The organism is Bradyrhizobium sp. USDA 4532 (assembly GCF_024171315.1).
Classification (GTDB): Bacteria; Pseudomonadota; Alphaproteobacteria; order Rhizobiales; family Xanthobacteraceae; genus Bradyrhizobium; species Bradyrhizobium australafricanum.
The window spans coordinates 3,628,016-3,641,103 of record NZ_JALJZN010000001.1; the positions used below are offsets into that span (position 1 = coordinate 3,628,016).

General features: G+C 62.4%; 10 protein-coding genes. 4 read left to right on the forward strand and 6 right to left on the reverse strand.

Annotation, left to right across the window (positions count from 1 at the left end):
• Positions 1-8: 8 nt before the first annotated feature.
• Positions 9-344 carry a helix-turn-helix domain-containing protein gene (locus tag J2R76_RS17145; protein WP_253624266.1) on the forward strand — a complete coding sequence of 112 codons (336 nt, stop codon included), beginning with the start codon at positions 9-11 and terminating at the stop codon, positions 342-344.
• Entirely contained in the window at positions 337-1,584 is a 1,248-nt protein-coding gene (locus J2R76_RS17150) for a type II toxin-antitoxin system HipA family toxin (protein ID WP_253624267.1), read from the forward strand. Before J2R76_RS17145 ends, J2R76_RS17150 begins: the two co-directional genes overlap by 8 nt.
• Positions 1,585-1,983: 399 nt before the next feature.
• Here the strand turns inward: J2R76_RS17150 and J2R76_RS17155 are convergent, their stop codons facing one another.
• Positions 1,984-2,307, reverse strand: a complete 324-nt coding sequence (locus J2R76_RS17155; RefSeq protein WP_253624268.1) for a DUF736 domain-containing protein — start codon at positions 2,305-2,307, stop codon at positions 1,984-1,986.
• 1,522 nt (positions 2,308-3,829) lie between these two features.
• Here J2R76_RS17155 and J2R76_RS17160 point away from each other — a divergent pair.
• Positions 3,830-5,155 (forward strand): DUF3422 family protein, encoded by a 1,326-nt coding sequence (locus tag J2R76_RS17160; RefSeq protein WP_253624269.1) that lies wholly within the window; start codon positions 3,830-3,832, stop codon positions 5,153-5,155.
• Between the two features lie 136 nt (positions 5,156-5,291).
• Here J2R76_RS17160 and J2R76_RS17165 read toward each other — a convergent pair whose 3' ends face one another.
• The 5 genes from J2R76_RS17165 to J2R76_RS17185 all read right to left on the reverse strand — a co-directional run bounded on the left by J2R76_RS17165 (position 5,292) and on the right by J2R76_RS17185 (position 12,149).
• Complete coding sequence (locus J2R76_RS17165; RefSeq protein WP_253624270.1) at positions 5,292-5,615, reverse strand: DUF736 domain-containing protein; 324 nt, start codon at positions 5,613-5,615, stop codon at positions 5,292-5,294.
• Between the two features lie 939 nt (positions 5,616-6,554).
• Complete coding sequence (locus tag J2R76_RS17170) at positions 6,555-7,478, reverse strand: DUF2493 domain-containing protein (RefSeq protein WP_253624271.1); 924 nt, start codon at positions 7,476-7,478, stop codon at positions 6,555-6,557.
• A 376-nt stretch (positions 7,479-7,854) separates the two neighbouring features.
• On the reverse strand, positions 7,855-8,916 hold the full coding sequence (locus tag J2R76_RS17175) for a toprim domain-containing protein (RefSeq protein ID WP_253624272.1): 1,062 nt from the start codon (positions 8,914-8,916) through the stop codon (positions 7,855-7,857).
• Positions 8,917-9,508: 592 nt separating this feature from the next.
• Positions 9,509-10,702 (reverse strand): DUF932 domain-containing protein, encoded by a 1,194-nt coding sequence (locus J2R76_RS17180; protein ID WP_253624273.1) that lies wholly within the window; start codon positions 10,700-10,702, stop codon positions 9,509-9,511.
• A 253-nt stretch (positions 10,703-10,955) separates the two neighbouring features.
• A complete protein-coding gene (locus J2R76_RS17185) occupies positions 10,956-12,149 on the reverse strand; it encodes a hypothetical protein (protein ID WP_253624274.1) in 1,194 nt (397 codons plus the stop codon).
• Between the two features lie 426 nt (positions 12,150-12,575).
• Between J2R76_RS17185 and J2R76_RS17190 the strand changes: the two genes are divergently transcribed.
• Entirely contained in the window at positions 12,576-12,857 is a 282-nt protein-coding gene (locus tag J2R76_RS17190; RefSeq protein WP_253624275.1) for a hypothetical protein, read from the forward strand.
• Positions 12,858-13,088: the final 231 nt, after the last annotated feature.

Here is a 13,088-nt window from a genome sequence, read left to right on the forward strand (position 1 = left end):
CGTCAACAATGCCTACTCCACACAATCCTCCCGCTGCGGTACGGCGCGCGCTGCGCAAGCTTGGGGCGGACATCCATGACGCCCGTCGACGCCGACGGCTGCCGATGGCGGTCGTGGCCGAGCGCGCCTTCACGTCCCGGTCGACCCTGCAAAGGGTCGAAGCTGGTGATACCAGCGTCAGCATCGGCATCTACGCTGGCGTGCTGCAGGCGCTCGGCCTGCTCGACGGCCTGGGTCAGGTCGCCGACATCAGCAACGACAGCGTCGGCCAGGCCCTCGCCAGCGCGCACCTTCCCAAGCACGTCCACCTCAAGCGGCCAACCGGACCATCCCACGATGGCTGACTTCGAGGTGCACATCGATCTGGACAGCCGCACGCGCCCGATAGGGTTGGCGAGGAGCAATCGCGTCAGAGGCGCGGAGACCATCCTCTTCGAGTACGACGCTGCATGGCTTGAGGATCCGGATCGCTTCTCGCTGGAGCCGGCACTTGCGCTGACACGCGGCGCATTCGCTCCTCCTGCCCGACTAGCCATCTTTGGCTCCATTGGCGACTCGGCGCCGGACACCTGGGGCCGCCGTCTCATGCAGCGCGCCGAGCGCCGCCTCGCCGAACACGAGGGCCGTGCCGTCCGCACCCTCGCGGAAGGCGACTACCTGCTAGGCGTCGCCGACGAGAGCCGGCTGGGCGCGCTCCGTTTCCGCTGGGTCGGCGACGGTGTTTTCCAGGCGCCGACCCGGGCCGGCGTTCCTGCCCTGATCGAACTCGGCCGGTTGCTCCAAATCACCGAGCGGATTCTCCGGGATGAAGAAACAGATGAGGAACTCCAACTCATCTTTGCCCCCGGCTCTTCGCTCGGCGGCGGGCGACCGAAGGCCTCAGTCATTGACCAGCATGGTCGCCTCTCGATCGCCAAATTCCCGAAGGAGACCGACGACTATAGCATGGAGACTTGGGAAGAGATCGCGCTGCGGCTCGCTGGCCAGGCAGGTATCGCCACTCCGCAGCACGAGCTGATCGACGTCGGCGGCAAGCCGGTCATGCTGTCGCGGCGCTTCGATCGTGACGGTACGATCCGCATCCCGTTCCTGTCGGCGATGGCGATGATGGGCGCCAAAGACGGAGAGCGCGGCAGCTATCCGGAGATCGTCGATGCCCTTGCTCAACACGGCGCACAAGGGAAAACGGATGCCCATGCCCTTTATCGGCGTGTCGTCTTCAACGTGCTGATCTCCAATGTCGACGATCACCTCCGCAACCACGGTTTCCTGTGGCTGGGAAAGGCAGGATGGTCTCTCTCGCCGGCATACGACCTCAATCCCGTTCCAACTGATCTCAAGGCCCGCGTGTTGTCGACGAACATCGATCTGGACGAGGGCACCTGCTCGCTCGATCTGCTGGAGGCCGCATCGCAGTTCTTCGCACTCACGCTGCCGCAGGCCCGGGCGATTATCAAAGAAGTCGCGAGCGTGACGGCAACCTGGCGTGAAGCCGCCAAGGGGGTCGGCGCCCGCCCGGCCGAAATCAACCGCATGGCCAGCGCCTTCGAGCACGATGATCTAAAACGGTCGCTGGCGCTGTGACGAGAACGTTCCTTCACAGCTTCAAGCCAGCGACAGTGGTCAGATCACCGGCGGCAGACAAAGCTCGAGGCAGCCGATATCAAGCGCTGGTCGCGATCTGCAAGGGCGATGCGGCGACCGCCTCGCTCGAGGCGAGCCGTGTCAGGGACCCTGCAGCCGGCCACGTCATCCCTCGCTCGGCGCCCTCGCAGCCTGTCTCATGTCAACACGCTGGCGCCGCGTGAGCGCCTCTGGTTCGGGAAAACGGGCCTGATCTTCATTGACGGCGACAATGGCGCCGGCAAACCCGGCTGAGCGCCCGCCACGTCGGCGCGACCGGCGGCGCCAGGCAGACCGCAGGGCCTCTCAGGCCGCCGCGAAGCGCCCCGCGGATCAGCGGGGCGCCAGCACTCGGCTAAGTTACTCGCGGTTCTTGCGCGGCCGCGACCAGAGAAGCGTGTAGCCTTCGCCGCCTTCGTCGTCGAACAAGTTCGCGTAGATCGGTGCATTGAACGAAGGGTCGTCCAGTTTGAGCGATAGGTAATCGCGGCCCTCTTCGGAACGCTTCGACCAGGCTGCGCCGATCTCAACTCGGCCGACATAGACCCGGTGGCTCGGTGCATTCTCGCCGGAGCGGTTGGTTTCGGGGACGATCCGGATGCTCCTGGCCTGGAGCGAGAGGGTGACGATCTCGCCGGTGAACTCGTTGTTGCCGGTCTTCTTGAAGGTGCCGATGGTCGCCATGGTAGTTCTCCTTGATCTGAAGTTTTCCGAGCCCGCACCATGCGGCCTCGATGATGATCGACAGGCCGGAGGCGATCGACGGCGCACCCCGAAGGGGCCGGACAGCAAAGGAGCAACTTTCTTGGCTCGCGCGAGGAATGACGGCGCAGCCGGCAGGGGAAGAAAGTTATGACGCCGCTGTTGCGCCATAGGCGGTCGAGGCGCAGCCGTCCTTCGGGCAGATCCATCCATCGAAGGGGCCGTTTCGTGCGCTCGATCCGAACAGAGCTGACATCAAGGACAACGTGGCGAGGCCGAGTCCCGCCGAGAAGCAGGCCCAACGAATTCAGTGGTGATTGGCTCTTTGTGCTGCCAGGCGCAGATTTCCGATTCCGCGATCAACGCCTCGGCCCTACGCTCGGGCTCACAATAGTCGCCGGCCGTATCTGTGATCCGCCGCTATTTGGTTGATCGCTCACAACGGTCGCCGCGTATCTATCTCCTGCGGCAATCGGTCAAGCCGCGACGCTTGGGCTGCTCTGAGTGACGTATCAAAGACGAGGACGGCGAGAGCTCCAGCTGCGTGATCCAGTCAACCTCACGCGATGTGACGTTATCAGCCCATCACCGAGCACCTTGCCCCGCGGGTCCGGGCGCGGTCACTCGCAGGGCTCGGCATCAACAAATCCAGCCAGAGCGTGGCCGCTCAATGGCAGCGGCCGGGCGAGCGATCACCTTGCCGAAAACACGCAATTGCCTGCGGCCTATGCCACGTGCGCATTCTGTCGGAATACAAGCGCGCTTCATGTCTGAAACCCACCCCCGACTGTCTTCGAAAGCCACATTGCGTAAAAACGACGCGGGAGCGCCCCTTCTATGGTGCTGGCCCAAATCCTGCACCGGCTCTCTGCGCCAGGAAGTTTGACGACGGCAACAAGATGGGAGTCGCGTTTGGGCCTCGATCCGCCAATCGACAATGCGGTTGCCGCACCCGAGGTTGTTTGTCCGCACCACGCCGGGAGAACGCAAGACGTTCCTGCTTGCCACGACCTCGCACGGCATCGGTCATGCGACCGGACAACTGCTTTCAGAAGAGGGTCGGCGTATCTTCACTTGCATGCGGCACCCCTTCGGTGGCGGGCGATGTCGGTGGGATTCGGAGACAGACAACCCTGTCCGCGTAACTCCAAGCATTCGTCGGACGGTGCGGCGGGCCATCGTCAAGGTCGCGGAACGGCTTGCTGGCGCACCGCTACACTTATTGAGCCGCGACGCGGGCATTTCGCCATAGACACCGGACCGTACCCGGCAGATGCCGTTGATGGCGTCATTCGAAAGCTGGATGAGGCTGCTCCATGTCAATCTGCCTGGCCTAACCCTCTTCCCGCAAGACCTCTTTCCCGAGTTCGAGGCGGCTTCGGTAATGATCGTCGACATGGCTTGATCAGCAACCTGGCCGTGCGCAACGGTTTCCCTGCACCGCCATTGCCTCCCGCGTCAAGGCTGACGGTTGCCTGCTCACCCTGAAGCAAGGCGTCAATACATGATCGATGAACTGGACCTGCGAACCTTCACGCCACATCCACAACGCGACGCTGTGCTCGGCGAAGTGCACGCGCGCCCTTTCACGCGCCTTGTTTCGCCCTTCAGCGTGATCCACCTCGCTTTTCTTGCACAGGGCGAGGCGGCCTCAAGCGATCGCTGCCGTTTTATCGATTTTTGCCTCGAGCGTAATCTTGCGCCGCCTGATCAGTCGGCGAAACTTCATCAGATTGTCATCGGGCCCGCTACGCTACGCTGGGAGCAGCATTCAGAATTCACAACATTCACCTGGATCTGGACTAACGCAAATTGTTCTGCCGCAGACCGATTTGACAAGGTTGATGGTACCGTCCGATCGCTGATCCGCGCGTTGCGTCAGACCGGGCAGTTGCTGGTCGCGATCAGGCTAGAGGTCGAGCAGGACGCCTCGCCGACCAGACGGGCCGAACAGATTTTTGACAAGAACAGCCTGGCCATGGTTGCCACAAAGAGCGGCGCAGGCGTAGCGGCCTCAGACTTCCGCGTAGACGAAAAAGGCTTCACGAAAATCCTCGTCTGCGACCTCGGGTTGACGTCGCACGATCTCGGAGCGCTGGTGCAACGACTCCTGGAAATCGAGACCTACCGTCCATTGGCGCTTCTTGGCCTGTCGGCGGCCCTTGAGCTTGCACCATCTGTTGATCGTATCGACCGCCGTCTTGTTGAGGCACTCGAGAAAATGCAAAGCGGTGAAGGGCTGCAGTTCAACAACCATCTGCTTGCCGAGCTGACAGCGCTGGCCGCATCCTTCGAAAGAGGCGCGACTGGCAGCCTGTTTCGCTTCGGCGCCAGCAGGGCCTATAACGAGCTGGTCCAATCGCGACTGTCCATCATTGAAGGCACCGATGTCTCGGGCTATCCAACCTGGTCGTCGTTTCTGGCGCGCCGCATGGCCCCGGCGATGCGAACCTGCGCGACCGTGGAGGATCGTCAGGCGACTCTCTCGGTCAAGCTCGCGCGTGCCGCCGATCTGTTGCGAACTCGGGTCGACGTCGAAATCGAACGACAGAATCGTGACCTGTTGCAGGCCATCAACGAGCGCGCGAGACAGCAACTTCGGCTGCAGTGCACGGTCGAAGGATTGTCGGTCGGGGCGATAGGGTATTATGTGGTCAGCCTGTTTAGCTATCTTGCCAAGGGCGCGCATGATGTCGGACTGCGAGTAGAGCCCTCGTTCCTGACCGCAGCCTTCGTGCCGATCGCGGTCGGCGTCATCTGGCTGGTGAGTTATAATGTCCGAAAGCGGCACCTCAAGCACGACGACGCGCCCTCGGTGGCTTGCGACTAGAGCTCCTTGAGGGGATCGGTGCGTCCGTCCGGCGAAGCTCGCGTCGTCGTGCTGCGACGCTGCCGCAAGATCGCGGCCGCCTCCTGCGCAAGGTAATGCCCCGCCCGGACCAGCCGGGCGAGGCATCGTGGATCGGTCAGTCGCCGTTGCGACGGGTCGGACGGGACCAGATCAGGCTGAAACCCTCACCTTCCTCGTCGGCGAAGAGGTTGGCGAAGATCGGAGCGGTGAAGCTCGGATCGTCGAGCTTGAGGCTCAGATAGTCGCGCCCCTCGTTGGAGCGCTTGGACCAGCCGGCCCCGATCTCGGCCCGGCCCACGTAGATGCGGTGGCTCGGAGCGTTGTCGTTGGAGCGGTTGGTCTCGGCGACGATACGAACGCCCTTGGCTTGCAGGCTCAGGGTGACAATCTCGCCCTGAAAATCGTTGCCCACCTTCTTGAAAGTACCGATGTTAGCCATGTCACTTCTCCTGTTGTGTTTCGAGCCCGCGACCACCGCGGCCTCGATGGCGATCTAAAGGCCGAGGACGATCGGCGACGCACCCCTTGCGGGCCGGAGCGCAGCGGAGGACGCCGTTGTGGCGACTTTCTTGCCTCGCGAGGAATGGGCGAAGCCCAGGGGAAGAAAGTCGCATCAACGGCGTTGCGGCTCAGACGATCGAGGCGGAGCCGGTCTTCGGCCAGATCAAGCCATCCAAGAGGCCACGTGCGTCCGCGGGCTGGATCGCAAGCTCGGGAGACGACTTGGCAAATCTCGGTTGGGCTGCACAAGAGGTTGGAACGACTCGGCGAACAAAGAGAAACAACCTGCCGCAAAGGGCGGTGTCGTCATGAGAGAACAATCGAGAACGAATCAACGTGCCAAACGACGAGGTGGGCCGGGCCGAGATCGGCGCAGCCTGGTCGAAGCGTTCCGAAGAGGGGCGCGATATCTCTCGCTCCAGTCACTTGCCCCCCGTTCAATACGACGATCCCGCGCAACCTTTTCGATGAGGAAGGTGACGAGGGATCATCCTTCGCACGTGGCGGCCATGAGAATGGGTTGAGACTGTTGCTCCACCAGTTCAGGCGGCTCCAGCAGGCGGGTCTTCGCAAGCAGGAACAGTCACCTGCGTCCATGTCGCGCCGCCAACGCAAAACGCGTCAGCAGCCCGATCTGCTGCAAGCGGGAGCACCAGGTGCGACGAAGAGGGCCATGCCGCCACTGACCGCCCGGCAGAACAAGCCAATGCATGATGTGGTAACAACAAGACCAGGCGCGAGCATGGTGGCGGCTTCATCCGGATGGGTGACGATCGCGTCTTGCACCACCATCGCAAGCCGCAATTTCGGATACAAGGCTGGACGCGCCGGGGTGCCAGGCGTCCAGCTCCGCTCGATGGTTTGAAACAGACGGCGCTCATGCGCCGCCGAATTTCCAGACGGGGATGCCGAAACGCCTCGCCTTATCGGCGAGGTTGTCCTGGATTCCCGTACCCGGAAAATGCATGACGCCGATCGGCAAGAGCTCGAGCATGGCATCATTGCGCTTGAAGGGTGCCGCCTTGGCGTGCTTCGTCCAGTCGGGCTTGAACGCGATCTGGGGCACCTTGCGGGTCGTCGCCCATTTGGAAGCGATCAGTTCGGCCCCTTTGGGTGAGCCGCCATGGAGCAGGACCATGTCGGGATGCTTGGCGTGAACCTTGTCGAGGCGATCCCAGATGAGGCGGTGGTCGTTGAAGTCGAGCCCGCCGGTGAGTGCGATCTTCGGTCCTGCCGGCAACATGACCTCGGCCTGGGAACGGCGCTTGGCGGCGATGAAGTCGCGGGAGTCGATCATGGCTGCCGTGAGCGTGCGGTGGCTCACCAGCGAGCCCGACCGAGGACGCCAGGACGAGCCGGTGTGAACCTCAAATTGCTCCATCGCCTGGTCGCGGAAGAGTTCCAGGCAATTTCGGCGCTCGATCAAGGTGATGCCCTCCGCCGTGAGGCGCTCGAGCTCGACCGATCGCACCTCTGACCCATTCTGCTCCCGCTGGCTCTCGTGCTGCGCTTGTTCATTGTCGTCGAGCTGGCGTTCAATGCGATCGACGGCCCGATGGAACAGATTGACGGTTGACCAGAGGAGTTCGCTGAGATCGGGTTCGAGCCGTGTATCGCTTAGCGCGGCAACCAGGATGTCGAACATATCGACGATGGTAGCGGCGATCATCTGGCTCTCGGGGAGAGGTCTTGGATCTGGCTGATCGTCGAAGGGGCGATAGCCGAAGAGCTGCAATTCGGTGAGGACGTGTTCGGTCGGAGACGGGGCGTGCGTCGATTCGATGTCGTCGTGGTCGGTCATCGCAAGAGATCCTTTTGGCGGAGCGGCCGCGCCCATCGCGGCCTTCGTGGCGATCACTCAGACGGCGGGCGGAGCGGGCCAGAACCCGGAGCGGCTTGTCCGCCCAGGCCCGCAGGGCGCGGGCGGTAGCGCAGGGCCGAAGCGGCAGCGGAGGATGGCGAAGACCGGCTATTTTGCTTCGCGATGCAAAGCGCGCTCGCCAAGTCGCGATCATGTCTTCTCATTGCCTGCGCGCGGCGGAAAATAGCCGGACGCAGCCATTGCCGGCCCGGGCCGCTCGCCGTCCGATCGCCCACTAGAAGGCCGAAGGTCGCGTCCTCTCCGCCAATTGAGTTCGGCTATGACCGATCTTTCGCCATCGGTCGAATTACCGCGACTACCCGGCCTCGATCGTGGACGAGCGCAGGAAGCGGGCGGCATCGTCAGGAACAAGTTGAAGCCGCAACGCTGCCCGGAGAGCCTCAAGGCCGAAGATTTGCAGATCTTCATTGAAGTCGCCGAGCCGAGGCGACAGCGAGATCGCTTCGACGCCGGCCTCCTCCGCGCGCCGGGTAAGGATGGCCCGTACGGCGTCTCCGGCGGCATCAGCGTCACGGGCGATATAGAGCCGACGCAAGCCAGCCGGCAGCAACATGGCTGAGAGATGATTGGCCGAAAGCGCAGCAGCCATCGGCAAGGTCGGCAGGACGCAGCGCAGCGACAGCATGGTCTCGATGCCCTCGCCGGCAGCAAGCACATCATCCACCAGGCCGAAACGAACAGCGTTACCGAGCAGGTCGCCCATGGCCCGCCGTGGGGTGTCGATGGGAGCCTTGCCGAGCCGGATGCGATCAAAGCCGTCCGGATCGAGCCAGGTGCGATGCACGCCGCAGATCCGCCCATCAAGATTTGTGACGCTGGCTATCATTGCTGGCCATGTCTCCATCGGCAAATGCTCGTCCGGTCGATAATAGCAACGTGGATGGAAGCGCAAGCTGCCGCCATGGTGGATACTGACCATTCCGCGACGCCGCAAATAAGCTTCGACCACCGTACCGTCGATGGGGCTGGACATTGCAAACAGGCGACGGGCGGCTTGCTGCGATCCGGCTCGCGCTGCTGGACTGTCGGCTTTCGGGGCGGGTTGCTGCTCGCAACGAGGTAGCGTTAGAAAGCGTCTTGCCTCCTCGGCCACCTCGCGAAAATCTCGCAAAGCCATACTTTCGCGGATGATGTCGAGCAGGTCTCCATGTTCTCCGGTGGCGGCATCGGTCCACTTTCCGGCGGGCCCCTTCGTCGATTCCTGGAGCCGCACGAACAACGAGCGTCCTGGCGTGTTGCGGACGTCGCCAACCACCCAGTATCGCCCCACCCGCTTGCCATTGGACAGATAGTGTCGACATACGCCCTCGGCCTCGCGTGCGAGGCGGCGTACCAATTCTGAGACATCGAAGACCATCACGCGCCCTCCCGCTCAACGAAACGGCTCAAGACGAGTTTGCTTAAGAGGATGTCGCGCGACGGCGACGGCTTGATCTTCCAAACGGCGCTTGCCATGTCAGCTTCTCCGAACCGGGCGGCCGGGAGCCTCTCTCTCGGCCTCCAACCCGTTTGCGGACAAGCCTGTCAGGCTCTCGCTCTGGCTTTCGGCGGCAAATGGCGTTCGTTGGCGGCTGCCGCGCTATCGGAAAAACCAGGTCGCGCCATTCAAATCCCGGATCGGATGACACTCAAAATGGCCGGCGGCGATACCAGAGGCCGTTATGTTGACGGCCCCTGAGCCAATACGCTTGCGTGGACGCGAAGCCGAACGCGCGAAGGCGGTTCGGCGGCAATTGTACGAGTCAGCCGATCGTGTTGGCGCGAAAAGCCAGATATTCCGGATGTCGTCGTCGCAATCTTACTCGCGGGTCTCAATCCCGCGGGAATCCGAAACCGCCAGAACCTGTCCGCCGCGATGGACATGACGACGAGAAAGCAACGCCCATCACCTGTGAATCGAAAGCGTAGACGTACCAGGCCGGAGACCTGGATCTCCGGCCTGGCTGACATTACGCCGCCCGGTCGAGCAACTTCTTGGCCTTGGCCTCCATGTCCAGGCGGACATCTTGATGCGGCTTGTCACGCGCGACGGCGGTGATGCCCTGCACGAAGTCGAAGATGCTTTCAGGCGGGCGGCCCTCCTCCGCCAGCACTGCGTCTATCACCTTGCCTGTCTCGGCCTTGGAGAAGCCGCGGCGGCGCAAGAACTCGGTGCGATCCTCGTCACTGCGTGCCACGATCCGCTCGCGAGCGGCCTTGATGCCGTTGATGAAAGGCATGGGTGAGGAGTTGGCGAAGTTCGACAGCGCCGGGGCTGCCTCGTGAGCAAAGCGTGCGGCTGCGTATTTGGAATGGCGGATGGTGATCTCCTCGAAATCTTCCACGCCCCACAGATTGCGATTCTGGCAAACCGCACGAAGATAGAAACTCGCCATGCCGAGGGTCTTCGCACCGACTTCCGAGTTCCAACAATAGAAACCTCGGAAATAGAGGTCGGGCGAGCCGTCACGAAGACGACCGGCTTCGATCGGATTCAGGTCATCGACCAGAAAGAGGAAAACGTCCCTGTCTGATGCATACAGGGTCGTCGTGGCCTTGGAAATGTCGACACGGGGATTGTAGATGCCGCTCGACCAGTCGAGCACACCGGGCACCTTCCACCTTGTATCGCCTGTGCCATTGCCGGCAATGCGCTGTACGGCCTCGACCAGCTCGTGGTCGTAGATTCGGCCATAGTCGGGGCCGGTGACGGCGCGAAGCTCGACACGGCTATCCTCGGTCTCGAGCGTTTTGATCTGCTCGAGACGATTGGCGTTCAAGCCATATTGCAGGTTGATGGCTGCGAGTGACGCGGGGACCTGCCGCAGGTAAGCGGCCGGAGCGCCAACCTGGCTTGCGAGCTGACCGAAGCTCCAATGCGTCGGCGCAACCGGTGTGTCGGAGCCGGGCAACATCAAGGCCAGCCGCTCAGGGTCCGCACGGCTTGCGTTGACATGGATGAGCGCGCTTTCGACCACGCGTGTCCGGCTGCGGTTCGCGCGATCGTGCACCGTGCGCGCCAGTGCGTCGAGGGACAGGTAACGCTCATCCGCCGGGCGAGAAAACCATTCCGAGGACACCCGACCGACGCGCTCCCCGCGACTCACATCCACTTTGTATCCGCCGCTCGCAATGCGGCCGGCATCAACCATCTGCGTATTCATGGCAGCAATCTCCATGACGGGCGCCGGAAGACTCTCCTCCGACCTTCAACCCGTCATGGCCAAGGCCACCCCACTCTGCCTCTCCTTTTTCTTCGGCCGCCGAGGTCCAGGACATTCCGCGCCGCCGCAGCTACCGTCAGGGATGGAAGCCCGAAGGGTGAAAACCCGGCGCAAGCCGGGGTTTCAGCGTGAGCCGACAGCCCGCTCCCGCAGGGAGACGGCAATGAACCCCGGACCTACGGTCCATGGATGCTCACGGCGTGACGATGCCAGATTGCGGTGGCGGAACATACCGATTACGGAAAAGGCGAATGTCCCGTGACCCTCCTGGCCCCCGCACGACTGTATAGGCCACACTATTGATCTCGATGGTCGTCTGTCGCTGGTTCGAACTCGGCAGCAAGCTGTGCTGATGCAACTGAAGAATCAGGGAAGCAGGGGCCGGTTGATCGCGATGGGCCCAGTTCGGGCCGACAACAGGGCCGAAGTCCAGATGCCCGGAGTCATTTATAGGACCTGTTGTTGCGCGATCCAGTCGCTGGTGATGGCGTGAAGGCTCGGCGGAAGACGAAGGTCCGTCGGCTTCTTGATTCTGAAAGCCGAGTCCGCGGAACGGACCCACGGCTGACGGCCCGGCTTGTTGGCCGCGCTGCATCGCGAATACGTGGGCGACTTCGCGTACCGTTGAGTCGTCGCTGCGTACTCTGTCTCGGGGCGACTCCGGTCGAGTCAACTCGAGGAGGGCGCGCTGGCGACGCAGGTTCTCCTCTGAAGCAGTGAAACCCGCGCTGTCGCTGGTATCATCTCGGCTCTCGATGAAGTTATCGAAAGTGTCGACGGTGTCGTGTCGACGCCGCATTTCCTGGGCCCCTTGAGGACGCACAGGCTCGACGGAAAATGACGAGGCGGCTTGCTGACCCGGAGTGGTCGGTTCACGGGCGCTATCATGCCGCACAAAGCGAGAATCGTTGGGCAACGCAAGCGGCAACCGCTCTGCCGAAGCTCCCTGCCTATTGGCGTCCAACCGCGCAAGGCACCACTGCCGATATTCGTTAATATCCGCCTCGGAGGCAATACCGCCCGAGCTATCTAAAATGCCGTTGCGGTCGACTATCCCCGCAAGGCCGTCAGTGGGGCGGCCCTGCGACGGATTTCGCGCAAAGCGAGGACCGTCGCGCAACGCAGACTCACGATAGGGACGATTCAAGCGAGACTCCGGGCGACGTTCCCCTATCGCGGCCAGCACCGCGCGAAACTCCTGCGACATACTGCCCAGGGAATTGTCGCCCGCGTTGGATGATCCGACTCTTCTGAGTGCGACTGGTTGCTGGCGAAAATCCGTTGGATCAGCTGATGGAGAGGCTTCCGTCCTCGGGTGCTGGATTTCTTCATCCTCGATGATTGTTGGCATAGCGTGCGTAGACAAAGCTCGCTCGATAGAATCCATACCTAGTCTCCCGTTGAGCACGCCAAAGCCGGCTTTCGGATTGCGGTAGACTGCCGAGCTTATCTTACAGGATGCTGACAAGCTCGACGACAAGAGCGGTGCCTGCCTTGAGACGACTCCAGGCGTGTGAACTTCAAAGCCGCCAGTCGCGCGCGTCTATCTCCCCGACCGGGGCGACTTCAGCAGCGCAGATCTTGGACTCGTCCCTCCGGTCGTGAGCAGGCTTCGACGATACGGATGTGGTATCGCCACAGGTAAGACAACAACTTCGCGAATTTACCCCAAATCTCCTAAAAGATGACCACACAAGAAAGATTAGATGAAGCCGCGCTGCACGTACGCCTAACGCGATGCAAGCGGCGCAGGCGGGCGGCACGGCGTCGAGCCGAACTCGCTCCGTCAAGCAAACCGATCCAGGAGACGTGAATGAAATTGGTGAAGACCTCTGTACTCGCATGCGGCCTTGCGGCTTTCCTTGCTTACCCAGTCATTGCGCAAAGCCTTGCCGCAGATGCCAAGGCTCGCAAAGGCGCGCAAGGATCAAGCGTACAGAGCGGGATAAGCGATGATGAGGACTCCTCGCCCAAGCTCAGGACCACGGGTGCAAAGGCGGGCAGGAAGTCGACCAAGGGCACAAAGAATGCCGCGGACGGCAACGCGTCCGACAATGAGGCAGTTGACGACCCTGCTCCAACAGCACGCCGATAAGCAGCAAGCGGCACTGACGCGAGCCCTGTTGGGGTCAACCTCCGGTCGCGCCCTGCGGCCGGAGGTTCAGCGGACGCGCCGCAACATGGATAGCTACATTGTGATGGTCGCCAGCCTCCAGGAAGACGGCGAAGGACGGAAGGGCCCAGGCTTGAACTTGAGCGGCTGTCCCGGACGGACGCCCTGGCCCTGATCAGCTGCGGCGCAACGGCCGCGATACCCAAGAACACG

Bases quoted from the DNA above. Each gene is read 5' to 3' on its own strand.
- J2R76_RS17145 (WP_253624266.1), top strand. From the start codon at position 9: ATGCCTACTCCACACAATCCTCCCGCTGCGGTACGGCGCGCGCTGCGC.
- J2R76_RS17150 (WP_253624267.1), top strand. From the start codon at position 337: ATGGCTGACTTCGAGGTGCACATCGATCTGGACAGCCGCACGCGCCCG.
- J2R76_RS17155 (WP_253624268.1), bottom strand. From the start codon at position 2,307: ATGGCGACCATCGGCACCTTCAAGAAGACCGGCAACAACGAGTTCACC.
- J2R76_RS17160 (WP_253624269.1), top strand. From the start codon at position 3,830: ATGATCGATGAACTGGACCTGCGAACCTTCACGCCACATCCACAACGC.
- J2R76_RS17165 (WP_253624270.1), bottom strand. From the start codon at position 5,615: ATGGCTAACATCGGTACTTTCAAGAAGGTGGGCAACGATTTTCAGGGC.
- J2R76_RS17170 (WP_253624271.1), bottom strand. From the start codon at position 7,478: ATGACCGACCACGACGACATCGAATCGACGCACGCCCCGTCTCCGACC.
- J2R76_RS17175 (WP_253624272.1), bottom strand. From the start codon at position 8,916: ATGGTCTTCGATGTCTCAGAATTGGTACGCCGCCTCGCACGCGAGGCC.
- J2R76_RS17180 (WP_253624273.1), bottom strand. From the start codon at position 10,702: ATGAATACGCAGATGGTTGATGCCGGCCGCATTGCGAGCGGCGGATAC.
- J2R76_RS17185 (WP_253624274.1), bottom strand. From the start codon at position 12,149: ATGGATTCTATCGAGCGAGCTTTGTCTACGCACGCTATGCCAACAATC.
- J2R76_RS17190 (WP_253624275.1), top strand. From the start codon at position 12,576: ATGAAATTGGTGAAGACCTCTGTACTCGCATGCGGCCTTGCGGCTTTC.